The organism is Nocardioides sp. Z22_16 (assembly GCF_058134365.1).
The window spans coordinates 177,353-196,476 of sequence record NZ_JBYTTI010000002.1 but is presented as its reverse complement, the minus strand read 5'-3'; the positions used below and the strand labels follow the sequence as shown (position 1 = coordinate 196,476).

Sequence of the window (19,124 nt, the reverse complement as noted above, 5' to 3'; positions counted from 1 at the left end):
TTGCCCAGAAAGTGCCCTTCGCCTCAGCCGGCGAGCTGCGCGGGCTTCTCGTCCGAGGCCCGGGTCACCTCGATCTTGCGGGGCTTGGCACGCTCGGCGACCGGCACCAGCAGCCGCAGCACGCCGTCGGCGTACGTCGCCTCGATGTGCTCGAGGTCGAGGTTGTCGCCCAGCACCAGCTGGCGGCTGAAGACGCCACGCGGGCGCTCGGAGGCGAGCATCTCCCAGTCGCCGTTGCGGGCGACCCGCTCGGCACGCACGGTGAGGACGTTGCGCTCGATGTCGAGGTCGATCGACTCCTTGGCGATGCCGGGCAGGTCGAACTCGATGACGAACCGCTCGCCCTCGCGCCAGGCGTCCATCGGCATCACGGCGGGCCGGTTGGTGGTGCCCAGCAGCTGCTGGGTGAGGCGGTCGAAGTCGCGGAACGGGTCGGTGTTGCGGAGCAGCATGGCGGGATCCTCCTCACGGATCTGTAATGGCAGATGCAGATTTTTTAACACACCCGATAGAGTGGAGGCAAGCCCCGTCGACACCTGGAAGGAGGAGCCGTTGCCCGAGGCATCCACCGGTGTCTACGCCATCTCGGTCGCCGCCTCGATGGTCTCGATGGAGATCCAGAACCTGCGCGTCTACGAGCGGCGCGGCCTGGTCGCGCCCGATCGCACCGCGGGCGGCACCCGGCTCTACAGCAGCGACGACATCGAGACCCTGCACCGCATCCGCGACCTGCTGGCCGAGGGGCTCAACCTGGCGGGCGTGGCCAAGGTCCTCGAGCTCGAGGACGAGGTGGAGACGCTGCGCGCGCGCCTCGCGGGCGAGTGACGCCGCGGGTGCGCCGACTGCTGGTGCCCCAGGCAAGAGTCGAACTTGCGACCTTTCGCTTAGGAGGCGGCTGCTCTATCCACTGAGCTACTGGGGCGTGGTCCTCGCGGACCGAGGAACATCTTGGCATGTCCGCCCGGGCACCGCGCGGCGTACCCTCGACGGCATGTGCCGCAACATCCGCCCGCTCAACAACTTCGCGCCGCCGGCCACGGACGACGAGGTGGCCGCCGCCGCGTTGCAGTACGTGCGCAAGGTCAGCGGCACCACTCGCCCCTCGGCCGCCAACCAGGAGGCCTTCGACCGGGCCGTCGCCCAGGTCACCGAGGCCACCCGCCTCCTCGTCGACGGCCTGGTCACCACCGCCCCGCCCAAGGACCGCGACGTCGAGGCCGCCAAGGCCCGCGCCCGGGCGGAGCTCCGGTACGCCCGGTGACCTGGCAGTCCGCCCTCCACCTGCTCGCCGGCCGCCCGCTGGTGGTGCTGACCGGTGCCGGCCTCTCCACCGACTCCGGCATCCCCGACTACCGAGGCCCGGACTCGCGGCCGCGGGCGCCGATGACCTACCAGGAGTTCGTGGCCACCCCCGCAGCGCGGCAGCGCTACTGGGCCCGCAGCCACCTGGGGTGGGGGCTGATGCGACGCGCGGAGCCCAACGCCGGGCACCGCGCGCTGGCCGCCCTCGACCCCGAGCTGCTCATCACCCAGAACGTCGACGGGCTCCACGAGGCTGCCGGCTCGCGCCGGGTGGTGGCCCTGCACGGACGGATCGCCGACGTGGTCTGCCTGAGCTGTCACCGCGGGGTGAGCCGTGCGAGCCTCCAGGAGCGGCTCAGGGAGGCCAACCCGGGATGGGCGCGGCGCCATGCGGCGGTCGCGGCCAACCCGGACGGCGACGTCGAGCTCGAGCGGACCGACGACTTCGTGGTCCCCGACTGCCTGGACTGCGGCGGGGCGCTCAAGCCTGACGTCGTCTTCTTCGGCGAGAACGTCCCGGCGCCCCGGGTCGCCCGCTGCTACGCCGCGGTGGAGTCGCTGGCGGCCAGCGGTGGCGCGCTGCTCGTCGCCGGCTCCTCGCTCACGGTGATGAGCGGGCGGCGCTTCGTCCGGCGCGCCGCGCGCGAGGGGGTGCCGGTGGTGATCGTCAACCGGGGAGCCACCCGCGGCGACGAGCTGGCCACCTGCACGGTGGAGACCGGCTGCAGCGAGTTCCTCACCGCCCTGGCGGAGAACCGGCTCACTCCCGCAGCAGCCAGCTGACCTCGGTCACCATCTGCGCCGGGTCCGCGTCCGGGGAGGGCTGCGTCCGGTAGGACTCCCACATCACCTCGTCGAGCTGCACGCCGTGGCGGTCGGCGTAGGCCAGGAGCCGCTGGTAGGTCTGGGGCAGACGGTCGTAGGGACCGACATGGAGCGCACGCACCACCCGGCCACCCGGCAGCTCAGTCCCGGTGACGGGTCCGGCGCTGCTCACCGGACGCTGGACCGGGTAGCCGACCGCGACGTCGACGGTGTCGCCCGGCATCCCGTAGTAGATCCCGACCGCGGCCCCGATCCGCCCCACCTGCTGCCGCTCCAGCTCGTCGGCGACCGCGCTGAACCCGCGGTCGAAGAGACCGACGAGCTCGCTCATCGGCACCTGCTCGCGGAGCACCGCGACCGGCACCGGGTCGAGCCTCGCGATCTCGGGCCCACCGTGCGGCTCGGGCATGGGTTCCCCTCCTCGTGTGCGGGTCAGGCGACGGCGGTGACGAAGATGTGGTCCGCGGCCTCGAGGTCGATCTCGCAGGTCTCGCCGCCGGAGCCGACCAGCACGCCCTCCGTGGTGGCCACCACCACGACCGTCGTGTCGGGCAGCGCGCCGACGCGGCGCAGGGCGCTCATCAGCGCCTCGTCCTTCTGCATCTCCTCGGAGATGCGCCGGACCAGGACCCGGCCCTCCTCGAAGCGGGCCGCCTTGGACAGCGGCACCACGCCCTCCATGAAGTCCTCGCTCGGGGTCTCCTGGCCGAGCTCGTCGAGCCCCGGGATCGGGTTGCCGTACGGCGACTCGGTGGGGTGGCCGAGCAGCTCGATGAGACGTCGTTCCACCGTCTCCGACATCACGTGCTCCCAGCGGCACGCCTCGGCGTGCACGAGCTCCCAGTCGAGGCCGATCACGTCGGTCAGCAGTCTCTCCGCGAGCCGGTGCTTGCGCATCACCCGGGTGGCGAGCCGCAGCCCCTGCTCGGTGAGCTCGAGGTGCCGGTCGCCCTCCACCGTGAGCAGCCCGTCGCGCTCCATCCGCGCCACCGTCTGGGAGACGGTCGGCCCGCTCTGGTGCAGCCGCTCGGCGATCCGCGCGCGCAGGGGGACGATCCCCTCCTCCACGAGCTCGTAGATGGTGCGCAGATACATCTCGGTGGTGTCGATGAGGTCGCTCACGGGGCCATTCTGTCCCATCGGGCCTGAAGGTGGCAGGGTGGCGGTGTGAGCGAGCTGATCGTCCCGCACCGCTTCTGCGGGCCTCCCGGATCCGGCAACGGCGGCTGGACCGCCGGCGCGCTGGCCTCCCGCCTCGCCGCCGGCCGCACCGCCGGCTCCAGCGGCGCCCGGCCCCCGGTCCAGGTGCGGCTGCGCAGGCCCCCGCCGCTCGACGTCGGGCTCCGGATCGAGGAGGAGCCCGCGGCGGCCCGGCTCCTCGACCCGGAGGGTCAGGTGGTGGCCGAGGCACGCCTGGTCGACGGGAAGGAGGACGACCTGGCACCGGTGCCCCCGGTGACCGCTGAGACGGCCCGCGCGGCCGAGAAGTCCTACGAGGGGCTGGACGCCCACCCGTTCCCCGGCTGCTTCACCTGCGGGCCGGACCGGGAGCTGGGCGACGGCCTGCGGATCTTCCCCGGCCCGGTCGGTGGCGACGACCAGCCGGTGGTCGCCGCGACCTGGACCCCCCACCCCAGCCTGGCCGAGGCCGGCCCCCACGACGACGAGGGGGAGAGCCGGGTGGGCCTGGCCGCGACCTGGGCGGCCCTCGACTGCCCCGGCGCCTGGGGCGCGGGCATGGCCGGCCGCGCGATGGTGCTGGGCACCATGACCGCCCGGGTTGACGCGCTGCCGGTGGTCGGCGAGACCCACGTGGTGGTGGGCGAGGGCCGGCGCAGCGAGGGCCGCAAGACCTGGACCGCCGCCACCCTCCACGACTCCGACGGGCGGGTCGTCGCGGTCGCGGAGCACGTCTGGATCACCGTCGACCCGGAGGTCTTCGCGTGAGCAGCACCGACGCGTCCTGGTGGCGCCAGGCGGTCGTCTACCAGGTCTACGTGCGCAGCTTCGCCGACAGCGACGGCGACGGCATCGGCGACCTGCCGGGGATCACCTCCCGGCTGCCCCACCTGCGTGACCTCGGCGTCGACGCGGTGTGGCTCACGCCCTTCTACCGCTCCCCGCAGCGCGACCACGGGTACGACGTGGCCGACTACCGCGACGTCGACCCGCTCTTCGGCCGGCTCGACGACGTCGAGGAGCTCCTGGCCCGGGCCCACGCGCTCGACCTGCGGGTGATCATCGACCTGGTGCCCAACCACACCTCCGACGCCCATCCCTGGTTCGTGACGGCGCTCGCCGCGGAGCCGGGCTCCGAGGCCCGGGCCCGCTACCTCTTCCGCACCGGACGCGGGGAGGGCGGGGAGGAGCCGCCCAACAACTGGGAGTCGGTCTTCGGCGGCCCGGCGTGGACCCGGGTGACCACGCCGGAGGGCGCGACCGACCAGTGGCACCTCCACCTCTTCGACTCCACCCAGCCCGACCTCGACTGGCGCAACCCCGAGGTCGGCGACATGTTCGAGGAGGTCCTCCGGTTCTGGCTCGACCGAGGGGTCGACGGGTTCCGGGTCGACGTGGCCCACGGCCTCTTCAAGGTCGCGTCGCTGCGCGACCAGGAGCGCTCCGCCGAGGAGCTGGAGAGCCCGGACCGGCACCGCGAGATGGTCGAGCTGACTCTGGCCGACGAGCCCATGTGGGACCAGCCCGAGGTGCACGAGGTCTACCGTCGGTGGGCGCGGGTCCTCGACGAGTACGGTCCGGACCGGATGGCGGTGGCGGAGGCGTGGACCCAGACGCCCGAGTCGCTGGCGCGGTTCGTGCGGCCCGACGAGCTCGACCAGGCCTTCAACTTCTCCTGGCTGCTGGCGCCGTGGTCGGCCCGGGCCTTCGCCGACGTCATCACCGGCACCCTCGCCGCGGTGGCCCCCGTCGGCGCCGCGCCCACCTGGGTGCTCAGCAACCACGACGTGGTCAGGCACCCCACCCGCTACGGCGGCGGGCCGCGCGGTCTCGCCCGGGGCCGGGCGGCGACCTGCGTGATGCTGGCCCTGCCGGGCTCCTCCTACCTCTACCAGGGCGAGGAGCTCGGGCTGGAGCAGGTGGAGGTAGCCCCCGAGCACCGGCAGGACCCCTCCTGGTTCCGGACGGGTGAGCCGGGGCGCGACGGCTGCCGGGTGCCGATCCCCTGGTCCGGCCAGGCGCCGCCGTACGGCTTCGGGCCCGAGGGCTCCACCCCGTGGATACCCCAGCCGCCGGACTGGGCCACGCTCACCGTGGCGGCGCAGCGCGGCGTCCCCGGTTCGACCCTGGAGTTCTACCGGACCGCCCTGGCCCTCCGCCGCGAGCACGCGCTGGGGGCGGGCGACGAGGTGGAGCTGCTGCCCCCGTCGGCGGAGTGGGGCGAGGACGTCCTCGCCTTCCGTCGCGGCCCCCTCACCGTGGTGCTCAACTGCGGGGAGCGGGTGGTTCCGCTGCCGGACGGCGAGCCGCTGGTGGTCTCCGGCGAGCTGGCGCCTGACGGCCTGCCCGCCGACACCGCGGTCTGGCTGCGCTGAGCGCCCCGCGAGCCCCCACGACGCTCACTCCGAGTGCGGGCGCTCCAGGGCCTCGTTGTAGCGCTGGAGGCGGGTGACGAAGTCCGTGAGGGCTCCGTCGTGCCACTCCCCCAGGCGCTCCCGGAGGCGCTCCTGGCGGGCCCGCCCGACCTCCTCCATGCCGCGCCGCGCCTCGGCGGTGGGCGTCAGGATGCTGGCCCGCCGGTCGTCGGGGTCGACCTCGCGGACGACGAGACCCAGGTCGACCAGCTGCTGGACCTGCCGGCTCACCGCCCCCTTGTCGAGGTCGAGGAAGTCGGCGATCACCGAGGGGCGCAGCGGCCCGCGCTCGATCAGCAGCCTCAGCATCAGGTAGGCCGCCGGGTGCAGGCCGGGGTCGACCAGCCGGGCGCGCAGGGTGATGGCCCGTCGGGCCCGTCGGAGCAGGATCCCCACCTCGCGCTCCAGCGCGTCGAGGGTGGCGGTCTGCACCGGGGACTCGTGCTCCGCCAGGGAGCCCGACGGGTCGGTCACGGCCGGCGCTCCTGGACGAGCTCGAGCTCGGCGCGGACCTCGGGGGCGAGCTCGTCCTCGCGACGGATGGTCTCGCGCAGCGGGACCTCCTTGATCAGCAGCACGCAGACGAGGGCGACCACGGCGAACGGCACGGCCACCAGGAAGAGGTGGGCCGACGCCTCGCCGAACGCGGCCTGGAAGACCTCCCGGACCGGACCGGGCAGGGTGTCGAGGTCGGGGATCGAGTGGCTGGACTCCTCCCCTCCCCGGATGCCGAGCTTCGCGAACCCGGCCTGGACCTCGTCGGCGACCTGGTGGGCCAGGACGGCACCCAGCGCCGAGACGCCGGCCGAGCCGCCGATGGAGCGGAAGAAGGCCACCAGCGAGGAGGCAGCGCCCATGTCGGCGCTGGAGGTGTTGTTCTGCACCGCCAGCACCAGGTTCTGCATGGTGGCGCCGATGCCGAGCCCGAGGACGGCCATGTAGACGCCGACCCACACCAGGGGGGTGGACTTGTCGATGGTGGAGAGGAGCGAGAGCCCGAGGATGACCCCGACCATGCCGCCCACCAGGAACCTCTTCCAGCGGCCGGTGTCGCTGATGACCTTTCCGGAGACGATGCTGGAGACCAGGAGGCCGCCGACCATGGCGATCGACATCAGGCCGGCCCGCGTCGGCGACATGCCGCGGGCGAGCTGGAAGTACTGGCTGAGGTAGACCGTGGAGCCGAACATGGCGACCCCGATCAGCACCGAGGCCGCGGTGGCCAGGCTCGTGGTCCGGTCGCGGAACAGCCGCATCGGGATGACGGGCTCGGAGGCCACCTTGATCTCCACGACGACCGCGGCGACGACGAGCACGAGACCGCCGCCCACGAGGAGAGCGGTGGTGGTGGAGAGCCACGCGAACTGCGAGCCGGCCAGGCTGACCCAGACCAGCAGGAGCGAGACACCCGCCATGATCAGCGTGGCGCCGAGGTAGTCGATCCGCACCTTGCGCTTCGGGGCACGCGGCAGGCGGAGCGTCTTCTGCAGCACGATGAAGGCGGCCACGGCGACCGGCAGTCCCACGAAGAAGCACCAGCGCCACCCGAGGGTGTCGACCAGCACACCGCCGATCAGCGGTCCGCTCACGGTGGAGAGGGCGAAGACCGAGCCGATGTAGCCGGCGTACCGGCCCCGCTCGCGGGGGCTCACCATGCTCGCGATGACGACCTGCACCAGCGCGGTGAGGCCGCCGACGCCGAGGCCCTGGAAGGCGCGAGCCCCGATGAGCACCTCCATGGAGGGCGCGAACCCGGCAGCCAGGGAGCCGATGGAGAAGATGACCAGGGCCGCCTGGACCAGGACCTTCTGGTCGAAGAGGTCGGCGAGCTTGCCCCAGATGGGGGTCGTCGCGGTCATCGTCAGCAGCGTGGCCACCACGACCCAGGTGTAGCCGGTCTGGCTGCCCTCGAGGTCGGCGACGATCGCCGGCAGGGCGTTGGAGACGACGGTGCTGGACAGCATGGCCACGAACATCGCCAGCAGGAGGCCGGTCAGGGCCTCGAGCACCTGGCGGTGCGTCATCTGGGGGGAGTCAGTCACTGATCACTTCCGATCGGGGAGGTGGAACCGGCCCGACGGGACCGGCTCGGAGCAGAAGGTTGCCGGGGGCAACTTTATTCCTCGACCCCGCGATCCGGCCATCCGGCGGGACAGGCTTCGCGTTCGACACTTTGGTCTCTCCTGACCCACGGCGTCGGGTATCAAGAGGCCATGGCGAACATCCGGGTCTTCGTGCTCGACGACCACGAGATCGTGCGGCGGGGTCTGCGCACCCTCCTCGAGGGCGAGGACGACATCACCGTCGTCGGAGAGGCGGGCACCGCCCGCGAGGGACTCGCCGCGATGCTGACCGAACACCCCGACGTGGCACTCGTGGACGCCCGGCTCCCGGACGGCTCCGGGGTCGACGTCGTCCGCGGGCTCCGTGACCGCGCTCCGGGGGTCCGCAGCCTGATGCTGAGCAGCTACGACGACGACGCCACGCTCTCCGCCGCCTTCTCGGCCGGCGTCGCCGGCTACGTGCTCAAGGAGATCGGCGCGGACTCGCTGCTCGAGGGCATCCGCAAGGTGGCGGCCGGGCAGTCGCTGGTGGCGCCCGCGGTCGCCGCCAGGATGATGGAGCGGATGCGCGAGCGGAGCAGGGCGGAGCCCGACGAGGGGCTGGCCAAGCTCACCGCCCAGGAGTCACGCATCCTGGAGCTCATCGGCGAGGGCCTGACCAACCGGCAGATCGGCGAGCGGCTCTTCCTCTCCGAGAAGACCATCAAGAACAACGTCACCTCGGTGCTGGCCAAGCTCGGTGTGCAACGTCGCACCCAGGCGGCCGTGCTCGCCGAACGCATGCGCGGCTGAGCCGTCCAGGACCGCTGCCGGGCGGGCCCCACCCCACACGGGGCCCGGCCCGGCACCCTCACAGGGTGAACGTGGAGACCCGCGCCTTCAGCTGGGCGGCCATCGAGGCCAGGTTGTGGGCGGCCTGCATGGCGTCGTTGACGCCCTGGCGGGTGTCCTCGGCCGCGGCGGCGACCTGGGAGACGTCGGCCGAGATGCCGGTCGCACCGGTGGCGGCGTCGGTGACGCTGCGGGCGATCTCGTTGGTGGTGGCCGTCTGCTCCTCCACCGCCGAGGCGATCGTGGTCTGGATGTCGTTGATCCGGCTGATCACGTCGGTGATCTCCGCGATCGCCGTCACCGCACCCCGCGTGTCGGACTGGATCGCCTCGATCTTCTGACCGATGTCCTCCGTCGCCCGCGCAGTCTCCTTCGCCAGCTCCTTGACCTCGTTGGCCACCACCGCGAACCCCTTGCCCGCATCACCGGCCCGAGCCGCCTCGATCGTGGCGTTGAGCGCCAACAGGTTCGTCTGCTGCGCGATCGAGGTGATCACCTTGATCACCTTCCCGATCTCCGCACTCGACTCACCCAGGCTCGCCACCGTCCCCTGCGCCGACGACGCCACCCCCACCGCGGTCGTGGCCACCGTCGCCGCCTCCGTCGCGTTCTTCGCGATCTCCCGGATCGAGGCCGTCATCTCCTCCGCAGCCGTGGCCACCGTCTGGATCGACGCCGAGACCTGCACCGAGGCACCCGAGGCACTCCCCGCCCGCTCCGAGGTCAGGATCGCCCCCTCCCCCATCCCCTGCGACAACGACGACAGCTGCTCAGCCGCCACCGCCAACGCATCCGCCGTCCCACCGATGTCACCCAACGACCCACGCAACGTCGTCAGCACCTCACCCAGACCCTGGGCCAGCTGACCGATCGCGTCATCACCGGTCACCGGCATCTCCCGCGTCAGATCCCCCTCACCGGCCGCGCGGACCACATCGAGCACCAGGTCCACCTTCCCCGCCAGCTCCGCGGCCGCCGCCCGGTCCGCCTCGTCACGCTGGATCCGCGCCACCGCCTGCGAGACCAGGTCACTGATGTTGCGCAGGGTCTCCAGCCGCTGGTGGGTCAGCTCGGCCTCCCGGCAGCTGAAGAAGTCGAGCGTGGCCACGATCCCGCCGACACCGCGCACCGGCAGGCTGACCCCGGACCTGAGCTCGACCCCGTGGTCGCGCATGAGTCCGGTGAAGAGCTCCGGGAGGCTCGAGGCCGCGGTGAGGACGACGTCGTCCTCCGCCCAGGTGCGGCCGGGGAGGCCGGACCCGCGGAGGAAGGTGCTGCGGTGCAGGAGCCGGGCGACCTCGTCGCTGATGTCCCCGGAGGCCGAGGCGAAGACGAGCCGGTCCGCTGCCGAGTCGACCCGCCACGCGGACGCGTACTGCCAGGTGAACTCCTGGCAGACCACCTGCTGGGTGCGGCTGATCGCCTCCTCGACCGTGGTGACCGCGCTCAGCGCCTCCAGCACCTGGTTGACGGCCGCGGTGTCGGAGGCTGCCTGGAGGGCCTCCTGCTCGACCTGGAGCTTCTCGGTCACCAGCTCGCAGGTGACCATCATCCCGACGTAGTCACCGTCGCTGTTGTAGATCGCGGAGAAGAGCACGTCGAGCGTCTCCGGACCCACCCGGCGCTCGGCGCGCAGGGGCAGGTTCTCCAGGCGCAGCTCGTCGATGTCGGCCTGTCCGTGGGCGGTCTCGGTCTGCTCGGTGCCGGTGGCCAGGATGTCGACGCTGAGGCCCACCATCTCCTCGGCGGTGATCGGCATGTAGGGCTCGAGGCGGCGCATCGTCTCGACCGCCGCCGGGTTCATGTAGGTGATCACCCGCTTGCGGTCGGCGTACATCAGCGGCAGCGGGGAGCTCTCCATCATCGCGTTGGCCCGGTGCAGGCGGCGCTCGGCCCTGACCCGGTCGCTGACGTAGACCCAGGCCACCATCACCCCGTTGAACTCGCCGTCCTCGCGGTAGATGGCGCTCACCGTCATGTCGGCGTACTCGGCGCCGATCATCAGCTGGTTCTGGTACGGGAGCTCGTGGTGGTTCTCCCAGTAGTACTCGACCTTGTCGACGTCGCCGATGAAGGCGAAGAGCGGCTTGACGTCGGCTCCCACCATCTCGTCGACCTTGTAGGGCATGAACTCCTCGACCGGCCGGAGCTCCTCGACGGCCTTCTTGTTCGCGTAGCGGATCCGGCGGTTCCGGTCGGTGAGGAAGACCCGCGCCGGCATCGCGTCGAGAAGCTCGCGCTCCTGGGCGGTGGTCTCCAGCACGTCCTGCGGCAGGACCGCAGGCTCGGTCGTCTCGAGGAGGAGCGAGTCGTGGTCACCGGTCCCGTTCAGCTGGGCCGGAGCGGCGAGATCGGTCATCGGGTTCCTCCACGGATCTGGGTCGAGCTCGGGCTACGGCGCGTGGTCGAGGGCGTCACGGTGACGCTCAGACCTTGAAGCGACCGACGAGGTCGCGCAGCTGGCCGGCGATGGCAGCCAGATCGGTGGCGGCGGCCATGGTGTTGCTGGCCCCCTGGCGGGTGTCCTCGGCCGCGGCGGCGACCTGGGAGACGTCGGCCGAGATGGCGCCCGCGCCGGCCGCGGCGTCGCCGACGTTGCGGCCGATGGCGTTGGTGGTGGCCGTCTGCTCCTCCACCGCCGAGGCGATCGTGGTCTGGATGTCGTTGATCCGGCTGATCACGTCGGTGATCTCCGCGATCGCCGTCACCGCACCCCGCGTGTCGGACTGGATCGCCTCGATCTTCTGACCGATGTCCTCCGTCGCCCGCGCAGTCTCCTTCGCCAGCTCCTTGACCTCGTTGGCCACCACCGCGAACCCCTTGCCCGCATCACCGGCCCGAGCCGCCTCGATCGTGGCGTTGAGCGCCAACAGGTTCGTCTGCTGCGCGATCGAGGTGATCACCTTGATCACCTTCCCGATCTCCGCACTCGACTCACCCAGGCTCGCCACCGTCCCCTGCGCCGACGACGCCACCCCCACCGCGGTCGTGGCCACCGTCGCCGCCTCCGTCGCGTTCTTCGCGATCTCCCGGATCGAGGCCGTCATCTCCTCCGCAGCCGTGGCCACCGTCTGGATCGACGCCGAGACCTGCACCGAGGCACCCGAGGCACTCCCCGCCCGCTCCGAGGTCAGGATCGCCCCCTCCCCCATCCCCTGCGACAACGACGACAGCTGCTCAGCCGCCACCGCCAACGCATCCGCCGTCCCACCGATGTCACCCAACGACCCACGCAACGTCGTCAGCACCTCACCCAGACCCTGGGCCAGCTGACCGATCGCGTCATCACCGGTCACCGGCATCTCCCGCGTCAGATCCCCCTCACCGGCCGCGCGGACCACATCGAGCACCAGGTCCACCTTCCCCGCCAGCTCCGCGGCCGCCGCCCGGTCCGCCTCGTCACGCTGGATCCGCGCCACCGCCTGCGAGACCAGGTCACTGATGTTGCGCAGGGTGCCGAGGCGCTGCTCGTTGAGGACCATGGGCGCGTCGGCGAAGAACTCCATGGTGGCGACCACCTCACGCTCCGCCCGGACCGCGAAGCCCACCGCGGAAGGAGTGGGGAGGTCGGGCCACCGGGCGAGGATGCCGGCCGGGATGTCGGAGCGGTCGATCTCCTTGTGGACCTCGCCGCTGGCCCACAGCTTGCCGGCCATCCCCTCGCCGCGGGCGAGGGTGGTGCCGGAGAACTCGCGCAGCATCTCGGGGGGGATGTGCCCGACCACCTTGGCGAGCCGCAGCCGGGAGATCTCGGGATCCACCCGCCACGCCGTCCCGGCAGCCCACCGGAACTCCTGGCGGACTGCCTCCAGCGTCTGCTCGATCGCCTCGTCCACCGACGTGGCGGCGCCCAGCAGCCCGAGGACGTGGTTCATCGCCGCGGTGTCGGCCATCGCCTGCTCGCGGTCCCGCTCGATCTGCAGCTTCTCGGTGACCACGTCCCAGGTGAGCAGGAAGCCGAGGCGGTGCCCCTCGTCGTCGAACATCTCGGTGATCGTGCCGTCGAGGGTCTCCGGCCCGATCCGGTGCCTGGTCGACTGCACCTTCTTCAGCTGCTCCTCGGACCGCGCCAGGGTGCCCTTGGGGTCGAGCAGGCCGGCCCGCTGGGCGTCCTGCTCCTCGTAGATCATCGCGAGCGGGACGCCGACCAGCTCCTCGGGCCGCACGACCATGTGCTCCACGAGCCTTTCGAGGGCCTGCAGCGACGCCGGGTTGAGGTAGGTGATGATCCCCTCGGCGTTGGCGAACATCATCTTGGTCGGGGAGTTCTCCAGCATCGCGTGGACGCGCGCGAACTTGCGCTGCTCGCGCACCTGCGCGGTCTTCTTGATCCAGGAGAGCATCACCCCGCCGAACTCGCCGTCGGAGGTGACGCCGGTGATGCTGAGGTCGGCGACCTCGTCGCCGATCTCGACCTGCGTCTCGAAGGGCAGGAGCGACGGGTCGCCCCAGACCCGTTCGAAGGGACCCACGTCGCCCAGCAGTGCGAAGAGGGGCCGGACCTCGGCGCCGACCCACTGGTCGAGAGGCAGCGGGAGGAAGGCCTCCAGCGGCCGCAGGTCCTCGAGCGCCTTCTCGTTGACGTAGGCGACCCGCTGGTGGGAGTCGGCGAGCAGGACGGCCGCGGGGAACCCGTCGAGCACGTGCTGCACGATCGCCGGCGCCCCCGGAGCGGGCCGGTCCTCCGACTCGACGAGGGCGGTCGGCTCTGCGAGCAGGTCGGTCATGGCGTTCCTCCGGTGGGGCTCTCAAGCGGCACGTCGACCGTGCGGTCGACGTCGAGGACGAGCAGGATCTCGTCGGGAAGGGCGATGACGCCCTCGAGCAGGTCGCGGACGGCGGGGGGCAGGTTGGCCGGAGCCGGCAGCAGGTCGTGACCCGCGGTGTCCACCACGTCGCCGACCTCGTCGACGAGCAGGCTCGCCGCCTCGCCGCGGGAGCGGACGACCACGTTGAGGGGCAGCTCCTCCCGCTCGCCCAGCGGCCGGTCCAGGCAGCGCCGCAGGCAGATCGCGGTGACGATCTGGCCGCGCAGGTTGAGCAGGCCGCGCACCTGGGCCGAGGCCAGCGGCACCGGGGTCAGCGGCTGGAACCGCAGCACCTCCTGCACCTCCCGGACCCGGACGCCGAAGCGGAGCCCGTCGACCACGAAGGTGCAGTACTGCGTCGCCACGTCGGGCGGCGTCCACGTCGTCGAGGCACTCATCAGGCCACTCCCGCCGCGGCCACGACCGCTTCCAGGTCGAGCAGGTCGGTCACCCGGCCGTCGATGACGGCCGAGCCCAGGACGCCGGAGCGTCGGCCCACGTCGCTGCGCCGCAGGACGGTGTCGAAGACGTCGACGACGCGGTCGATGACGAGGCCGACGCGGCGCTCGCCGTCCTCGTGGACCACGATCGAGAGGGTGGTGCGATCCTCCAGCTCGAGCTCGGCGGCGGTGGCCGAGGCGGGCAGCCCGATGAGCGAGGAGAGCCGGACCAGGGGCAGGATCCCGTCGCGGTACTGCACGGCCTCGAGCCGGCCGGCACCCTCGACGCGGGCGACCTCGATCTCCTCCAGCCGGGAGACCTCCTGGAGCGGTAGTGCCGCACGCCGGCCGGCCACCACGTCCAGCACCAGCATCGCGGTGGTCTCCTGCCGCGTGACCGCGACCTCGACCTTGGAGACCGGCGACGCCGCGATGCCGTGGTGCCGGGCCAGCCCCGCCACGTCGAGGATCAGCGCCACCCGGCCGTCTCCCATGATGGTGGCGCCGGCGTACATCCCCAGGGCCTTGAGCTGCCGGCCCAACGGCTTGACCACGATCTCCTGGGTGTCGTGCACGTCGGCGACGCAGAGCCCGTAGCGCACGCCGTCGGCCTGGACCACGACCACCGTGATCCCGTCGCGCTCGTCGAGCGGCAACGCGGGTCCGGGCGCCCCGCCCCCGAGCGCCGAGCCGAGCGGGACGAGCGGCAGCAGCTCGCCGCGGAGCCGCAGCACCGGCGCGCCGGCCACCAGCTCCACGTCGGAGGTCAGCGCCGCGCCCTCCACCCGCACCAGCTCGACCAGGCTGACCTGGGGCAGGGCGTAGCGCTCGCTCCCCTCCTGGACCAGGAGCGCCGGGATGATCGCCAGGGTCAGCGGGATCCGCACCAGGCAGGTGGTGCCCTGGCCGATCACGCTCTGCACGTCGACGGTGCCGCCGATCCGCTCGATGTTGGTGCGGACCACGTCCATCCCGACGCCGCGACCCGAGACGTTGGTGACCACCGAGGCGGTCGAGAAGCCGGGCTCGAAGACCAGCCCCAGCACCTCGCGCTCCTCCATCCGCGCCAGCTCGTCGCGGGTGACCACACCGCGGGCCAGCGCGGCGGCACCGATGACGTCGGGGTCGATGCCCTTGCCGTCGTCGCTGATCTCGACGACCACCTGGCCGCTCACGTGCCGGGCCCGGAGCAGCAGCCGGCCGGTCGCCGCCTTGCCGGCGGCGAGCCGGACGGCCGGGCTCTCGATGCCGTGGTCGATCGCGTTGCGGACCAGGTGGGTCAGGGGGTCCTTGAGCGCCTCGAGCAGGGAGCGGTCGAGCTCGGTCTCGTGGCCTTCCAGGTCCAGCTGCACCTGGCGCTCGAGCTGGTGGGCCAGGTCGCGCACCACCCGCGGCATCTTCGACCAGATGTGCCCGATGGGCTGCATCCGGGTGCGCATCACACCCTCCTGCAGCTCGCTGGCGACCTGGTCGAGCCTTTGTGCGGCGCGGACGAGCTCGAGGTCCTGCTCGGTCTCGGTGCGGCGCAGGATCTGGTTGCGGGTCAGGACCAGCTCGCCGACCAGCTGGACCAGGCTGTCGAGGAGGTCGACGTCGACGCGGACGGTCGAGTCGACCGCCGACCGGCCCGGTGCGGCGGCAGTCGGGGCCGCCTCGGTCTCGGCCTCGGGCTCCGGCTCGGGCTCGGGCTCGGCAGGCAGGGCGGCGAGCTGCGGCTGGGCGGGGGACGGAGCCGGGGCCTGCGCGTCTCCCTCCCCGAGCACGCCCTTGATCGCGGCGACGACGGAGTCGACGTCGACGTCACCGGCCACGTCGGAGCCGGTGGCCTCGACCGCGGCGAGGAGCCGGCGGACCGCGTCGACCATGGTGAGCAGGACGCCGGTGACCTCGCTGGTCATGGTGCGCTCGCCGTCACGCAGGGTGGCCAGCAGGTTCTCCCCGACGTGGGTCAGCGCCTCGAGCCGGTGGAGCGCGAGGAAGCCGCTGGTGCCCTTGATGGTGTGGATGGTCCGGAAGATGCTGGCCAGCAGCTCGGGAGTCCCGGGGTGCTGCTCGAGCGCGACGAGGTCGCGGTCGAGCTGGTCGAGGTTCTCGTGGCTCTCGACCAGGAACTCGGCGATGATTTCGGCATCGTCGTCCATGACGCGACCTCCTCCCAGCGCTCTGGCACGGCGCGCTGGTGCGCAGTGCCTCGCTGGATCCATCGGCCGCGGCGCGCCGGAACTGAGGGGTACGCCCCGATCAGTCGTGCTCTCGCGTCACTCCTGGCGCTTGCGCATCGCCGCGGCGAGCGAGGCGACGGCGTCCTCGGGGGGTGAGGCGGCCGACTGGTTGCTGGAGGCGAGCTCCGCGAGGAGCTCGGCCCGGTGCACCTTGACCGAGCGCGGCGCGTCGATGCCCACCCGGACGACGTCGCCGCGGACCTCGAGGATCGTCACGGTGATGTCGTCACCCAGGACGACGCTCTCCCCCGTACGACGGCTCAGCACCAGCATGGGGACGACCCTACGGCACTCGGGGCGACTGCACGGGAGGACTCAGGCGACGAGCGGCGTGGCGACGGAGAGATCCGGGTCGTCCAGGATGACCTGGCTGGCCCGCCGGGTGACGGTGTTGACCAGGATCGGCGCCAGCAGGTTGGCGGTCGTCTCGGCCAGGCTGGCGCCGGCGGTGAGGACCACCAGGACCAGCACGTCGGAGGCGTCGGTGATGCCGAGCTGGTCGACCAGGTCGTCGTCGACGAGCGGGGCGTAGTCGGGGAAGAAGGCGATCGGGCTGGTGACCAGGAAGCGGAGCTCCGGGTCCTCCACCGAGCGCAGCGCGCAGAGTGTCCCGTCCTCGTCGAGGCGGACCAGCGCGAAGCGGCGGTGCTCGGGGAAGCCGGGCATGGGGTTGACCAGCTCGATCACCGGGATCTCGTCCACGACGCTCCGTTCCTCCTGCCGGTTCGGCACTGCCCGGCTGTCCGGCCCGATCATGACAGACGCGGTCATCGCAGGAAGTCCATGAGGCTGGGCTGCATGACGCGGCTGGTGGCGGCGAGCGCCGCCTGGTAGGCGGTCTGCTGGATCTGCAGGTCCATGATCGCCTTCGGGAGGTCGACGTCCTCGACGCCGACCAGCGACTTGGTGAGCGCGAACTCGCGCTCCTCGGCTGCCTCGACGGCGCGGTCCAGGGCGACGCTCCGGTTGCCCACGTCGATCACGGCGACGCCGAGCCGGTCCAGGTCGCCGGCCAGCGCGTCGAGCCCGGTGCGCAGCCCGGCGGTGTCCCCGGTGCGGACGGCGGCGGCCATGGCGGTGAGGTCGTCGAAGAGGGTGGCGCCCTCGGGTCCCAGGGTGGCGCGGGCGTCGAGGTCGACGCGGACCTTGACGCCCTCGGCGACGGTGCGGGTGACCTCGCCGGGGACGCCGACGTAGGTGACCTGGTTGCCGACCCGCTCGAAGGCGTCCCTGCCGGCGGTGACGCCGCCCATCACCGGGCGGTCCTGGTGCTTGGTGTTGGCCAGGGCGACCAGCGAGTCGCGGATCTGCTCGATCTCCGCGGCGAGCACCTCGCGCGAGCTCGGGCTGACGGCGCCGGGGTTGGCGGCCTGGACCCCGATCTCGCGAGCGTGCCGGGTCTGGGTGATCATCGACTGCAGCACCGTGTCGACCTCGGCGAGCCAGCCCTGCCCGTCCTCGGCGTTGCGCCGGTGCTGGGCGGCCTCGGTGAGCTGCCCGCGCAGCCGCATCGCGGTGGTCGTGTCGGCCGGGTTGTCCGACGGGCGGGTGAGCGCCTTGCCCGAGGAGACCTGGTCCTGCAGCTTGGAGAGGCGCGCGAGGCCGGTGTTCAGCTGCTCCAGCGAACGCTGGGTCATCATGTTCTGGGTGACCCGTGTGATGGTCATCGGCCGACCAGTCCTGTCCGGTTGATGAGGGTGTCGAGCATGGCGTCCACGGCGTTCATCACCCGCGAGGCGGCCTCGTAGCCGCGCTGGGCGGACATCAGGGAGACCATCTCCTCGTCGAGGCTCACCCCCGAGAGCTGCTCACGCTGCCCGTCGACCTGAGCGACCAGGGAGGCCTGGTTGACCACCTGGCGGCCGGCGGAGGAGACCTCGGTGCCGAGCCCGTTGATCAGGCGCTGGTAGGCGGACTCGACCTCGGTGGCCGCGCCCTGGCCCGCGGCGACGTCGCCCAGCAGCGCGCCGGGCTGGGAGGAGGCCGCGAGGCGGCCGGGGTCGGTGGAGACGAGCCGGAGCGACGCCGCCCCCTGGGTCGGGTCGTAGGCGAAGAGCGGGCCGCCGACGCCGCCGGCCCGGTCGAACCCCTGGGCCTGCTGGTCGTTGACCTCCTGGGCCAGCTGGGCGGCGACGGCGTCGAGCCCGGCCGCGTAGGCGGGCAGCGTGACGTTGAGCAGGTCGGCTCCCGCCCCCACCTCGCCGCGGATCCCTCCCGGCACCGGGGTGCTCGGTCCGATCCCGCGGATCTCGAAGGTGACCGGCACGGTGCCGGGCGCGCTGGCCACCAGGGTGCCGGCCTGGCGGCCGGAGACGAGCGGGATCCCGCCGACGCTGATGTCGAGCCCGCCGTCGGCCCGCTCGGTGGCGGTCCCCCCGGTGAGCTCGGCGAGACCGGTGGCGACCTGGTCGCGGCGGTCGAGGAGGGCGTTGACGTCCACCCCGGCCGCGCCGTGCTGCGCGATCTGCCGGTTGAGCTCGGCCAGCTCGGCCGCGGCACCGTTGACCTCGGTGACCGACCCGTCGAGCCGGGTGCGCGCGTCCGCGGTCTCCCGGGCGACGTTGGCCGCCTGGGTACGGATCGAGTCGGCCAGCGACTGCGCCTCGGTGAGCACCTGGGTGCGGGCGGTGTCGGAGCCGGGCGCGTTGGAGAGGGCGTGCCAGCTGGCGCGGAAGTCGGCGAGCGCCGCGGAGACGCCGTTCGGACCGGGCTCGGCGACCCCGGTCTCCAGCCGCTCCAAGGTGGTGCGGCGCACGTCGAGGTAGCTCAGGGTGGCGCGCTCCTGACGCACCCGGGTGTCGAGGAACTGGTCGGTCATCCGGCGCAGGTCCGCGACCCGGACGCCGTCGCCGGCACCCTCGTAGCGCGACCACATGGCCGGCTGGGCCGGAGCGGCGACCGTCTCCCCCTCGACCCGTCGGCGGTTGTAGCCCGGGGTGGCCGCGTTGGCGATGTTGCCGCTCGCGGTGTCCATCACGACGCGGTTGTAGCGCAGGGCGCTGAGCGCGGTGTTGAAGGAGGCGAAGGTCCCGCTCATGGC

General features: G+C 72.3%; 19 protein-coding genes and 1 tRNA gene. 6 read left to right on the top strand and 14 right to left on the bottom strand.

The genetic code is table 11. The features are described 5' to 3' along the window. Positions 1-23: 23 nt before the first annotated feature. Positions 24-452: an Hsp20/alpha crystallin family protein gene (locus AC3X7R_RS05180; RefSeq protein WP_489964499.1), complete on the bottom strand. Its 429-nt coding sequence runs from the start codon at positions 450-452 to the stop codon at positions 24-26. 61 nt (positions 453-513) lie between these two features. On the opposite strand from AC3X7R_RS05180, the gene AC3X7R_RS05175 reads away from it, so the two are divergent. Continuing rightward, entirely contained in the window at positions 514-825 is a 312-nt protein-coding gene (locus AC3X7R_RS05175) for a MerR family transcriptional regulator (RefSeq protein WP_489964498.1), read from the top strand. A gap of 21 nt (positions 826-846) precedes the next feature. Here the strand turns inward: AC3X7R_RS05175 and AC3X7R_RS05170 are convergent. Further along, positions 847-922: transfer RNA gene (locus AC3X7R_RS05170), tRNA-Arg, on the bottom strand. Between the two features lie 69 nt (positions 923-991). Between AC3X7R_RS05170 and AC3X7R_RS05165 the strand changes: the two genes are divergently transcribed. Further along, a complete protein-coding gene (locus AC3X7R_RS05165) occupies positions 992-1,261 on the top strand; it encodes a DUF2277 domain-containing protein (protein ID WP_489964497.1) in 270 nt (89 codons plus the stop codon). Beyond that, complete coding sequence (locus tag AC3X7R_RS05160; RefSeq protein ID WP_489964496.1) at positions 1,258-2,085, top strand: NAD-dependent protein deacetylase; 828 nt, start codon at positions 1,258-1,260, stop codon at positions 2,083-2,085. The genes AC3X7R_RS05165 and AC3X7R_RS05160 overlap by 4 nt, the downstream gene beginning before the upstream one ends. Here AC3X7R_RS05160 and AC3X7R_RS05155 read toward each other — a convergent pair. Next, positions 2,063-2,536, bottom strand: coding sequence for a GyrI-like domain-containing protein (locus tag AC3X7R_RS05155; RefSeq protein WP_489964495.1), 474 nt, complete (start codon positions 2,534-2,536; stop codon positions 2,063-2,065). The two genes, AC3X7R_RS05160 and AC3X7R_RS05155, sit on opposite strands and share 23 nt — an antisense overlap. Before the next feature lie 23 nt (positions 2,537-2,559). Next, entirely contained in the window at positions 2,560-3,249 is a 690-nt protein-coding gene (locus tag AC3X7R_RS05150) for an iron-dependent transcriptional repressor DtxR (protein WP_489964494.1), read from the bottom strand. Between the two features lie 45 nt (positions 3,250-3,294). On the opposite strand from AC3X7R_RS05150, the gene AC3X7R_RS05145 reads away from it, so the two are divergent. After that, the gene (locus AC3X7R_RS05145; protein ID WP_489964493.1) at positions 3,295-4,074 is read left to right on the top strand and encodes a hotdog family protein; all 780 of its coding nucleotides are present in this window, start codon (positions 3,295-3,297) and stop codon (positions 4,072-4,074) included. Beyond that, positions 4,071-5,681, top strand: a complete 1,611-nt coding sequence (locus AC3X7R_RS05140; RefSeq protein WP_489964492.1) for a glycoside hydrolase family 13 protein — start codon at positions 4,071-4,073, stop codon at positions 5,679-5,681. The genes AC3X7R_RS05145 and AC3X7R_RS05140 overlap by 4 nt, the downstream gene beginning before the upstream one ends. A 24-nt stretch (positions 5,682-5,705) precedes the next feature. Here AC3X7R_RS05140 and AC3X7R_RS05135 read toward each other — a convergent pair whose 3' ends face one another. Continuing rightward, positions 5,706-6,194 (bottom strand): MarR family winged helix-turn-helix transcriptional regulator, encoded by a 489-nt coding sequence (locus AC3X7R_RS05135; RefSeq protein WP_489964491.1) that lies wholly within the window; start codon positions 6,192-6,194, stop codon positions 5,706-5,708. Beyond that, positions 6,191-7,762: an MDR family MFS transporter gene (locus AC3X7R_RS05130; RefSeq protein WP_489964490.1), complete on the bottom strand. Its 1,572-nt coding sequence runs from the start codon at positions 7,760-7,762 to the stop codon at positions 6,191-6,193. The genes AC3X7R_RS05135 and AC3X7R_RS05130 overlap by 4 nt, the downstream gene beginning before the upstream one ends. A gap of 171 nt (positions 7,763-7,933) precedes the next feature. Here AC3X7R_RS05130 and AC3X7R_RS05125 point away from each other — a divergent pair, with 171 nt between their 5' ends. After that, entirely contained in the window at positions 7,934-8,575 is a 642-nt protein-coding gene (locus AC3X7R_RS05125) for a response regulator (RefSeq protein WP_489964489.1), read from the top strand. A gap of 58 nt (positions 8,576-8,633) precedes the next feature. Here AC3X7R_RS05125 and AC3X7R_RS05120 read toward each other — a convergent pair whose 3' ends face one another. From AC3X7R_RS05120 to flgK, 8 genes are all read right to left on the bottom strand, one after another. Then, positions 8,634-10,973 (bottom strand): methyl-accepting chemotaxis protein, encoded by a 2,340-nt coding sequence (locus AC3X7R_RS05120; protein WP_489964488.1) that lies wholly within the window; start codon positions 10,971-10,973, stop codon positions 8,634-8,636. Positions 10,974-11,040: 67 nt separating this feature from the next. Further along, entirely contained in the window at positions 11,041-13,341 is a 2,301-nt protein-coding gene (locus AC3X7R_RS05115) for a methyl-accepting chemotaxis protein (RefSeq protein ID WP_489964487.1), read from the bottom strand. Beyond that, positions 13,338-13,820 carry a chemotaxis protein CheW gene (locus AC3X7R_RS05110; protein WP_489964486.1) on the bottom strand — a complete coding sequence of 161 codons (483 nt, stop codon included), beginning with the start codon at positions 13,818-13,820 and terminating at the stop codon, positions 13,338-13,340. Before AC3X7R_RS05110 ends, AC3X7R_RS05115 begins: the two co-directional genes overlap by 4 nt. Next, entirely contained in the window at positions 13,820-16,003 is a 2,184-nt protein-coding gene (locus AC3X7R_RS05105; protein WP_489964485.1) for a chemotaxis protein CheW, read from the bottom strand. The genes AC3X7R_RS05110 and AC3X7R_RS05105 overlap by 1 nt, the downstream gene beginning before the upstream one ends. Before the next feature lie 117 nt (positions 16,004-16,120). Continuing rightward, positions 16,121-16,357 (bottom strand): carbon storage regulator CsrA, encoded by a 237-nt coding sequence (csrA, locus tag AC3X7R_RS05100; protein WP_489964484.1) that lies wholly within the window; start codon positions 16,355-16,357, stop codon positions 16,121-16,123. A gap of 42 nt (positions 16,358-16,399) precedes the next feature. Beyond that, positions 16,400-16,855, bottom strand: coding sequence for a flagellar assembly protein FliW (gene fliW, locus AC3X7R_RS05095; RefSeq protein ID WP_489964483.1), 456 nt, complete (start codon positions 16,853-16,855; stop codon positions 16,400-16,402). Continuing rightward, complete coding sequence (gene flgL, locus AC3X7R_RS05090; RefSeq protein ID WP_489964482.1) at positions 16,852-17,751, bottom strand: flagellar hook-associated protein FlgL; 900 nt, start codon at positions 17,749-17,751, stop codon at positions 16,852-16,854. The genes fliW and flgL overlap by 4 nt, the downstream gene beginning before the upstream one ends. Continuing rightward, on the bottom strand, positions 17,748-19,121 hold the full coding sequence (gene flgK / locus AC3X7R_RS05085; RefSeq protein WP_489964481.1) for a flagellar hook-associated protein FlgK: 1,374 nt from the start codon (positions 19,119-19,121) through the stop codon (positions 17,748-17,750). The genes flgL and flgK overlap by 4 nt, the downstream gene beginning before the upstream one ends. Positions 19,122-19,124 lie beyond the last annotated feature (3 nt).

Bases quoted from the DNA above. Each gene is read 5' to 3' on its own strand.
- AC3X7R_RS05180 (WP_489964499.1), bottom strand. From the start codon at position 452: ATGCTGCTCCGCAACACCGACCCGTTCCGCGACTTCGACCGCCTCACC.
- AC3X7R_RS05165 (WP_489964497.1), top strand. From the start codon at position 992: ATGTGCCGCAACATCCGCCCGCTCAACAACTTCGCGCCGCCGGCCACG.
- AC3X7R_RS05155 (WP_489964495.1), bottom strand. From the start codon at position 2,536: ATGCCCGAGCCGCACGGTGGGCCCGAGATCGCGAGGCTCGACCCGGTG.
- AC3X7R_RS05125 (WP_489964489.1), top strand. From the start codon at position 7,934: ATGGCGAACATCCGGGTCTTCGTGCTCGACGACCACGAGATCGTGCGG.
- AC3X7R_RS05120 (WP_489964488.1), bottom strand. From the start codon at position 10,973: ATGACCGATCTCGCCGCTCCGGCCCAGCTGAACGGGACCGGTGACCAC.
- AC3X7R_RS05115 (WP_489964487.1), bottom strand. From the start codon at position 13,341: ATGACCGACCTGCTCGCAGAGCCGACCGCCCTCGTCGAGTCGGAGGAC.
- AC3X7R_RS05110 (WP_489964486.1), bottom strand. From the start codon at position 13,820: ATGAGTGCCTCGACGACGTGGACGCCGCCCGACGTGGCGACGCAGTAC.
- AC3X7R_RS05105 (WP_489964485.1), bottom strand. From the start codon at position 16,003: ATGGACGACGATGCCGAAATCATCGCCGAGTTCCTGGTCGAGAGCCAC.
- csrA (WP_489964484.1), bottom strand. From the start codon at position 16,357: ATGCTGGTGCTGAGCCGTCGTACGGGGGAGAGCGTCGTCCTGGGTGAC.
- fliW (WP_489964483.1), bottom strand. From the start codon at position 16,855: ATGACCGCGTCTGTCATGATCGGGCCGGACAGCCGGGCAGTGCCGAAC.
- flgL (WP_489964482.1), bottom strand. From the start codon at position 17,751: ATGACCATCACACGGGTCACCCAGAACATGATGACCCAGCGTTCGCTG.
- flgK (WP_489964481.1), bottom strand. From the start codon at position 19,121: ATGAGCGGGACCTTCGCCTCCTTCAACACCGCGCTCAGCGCCCTGCGC.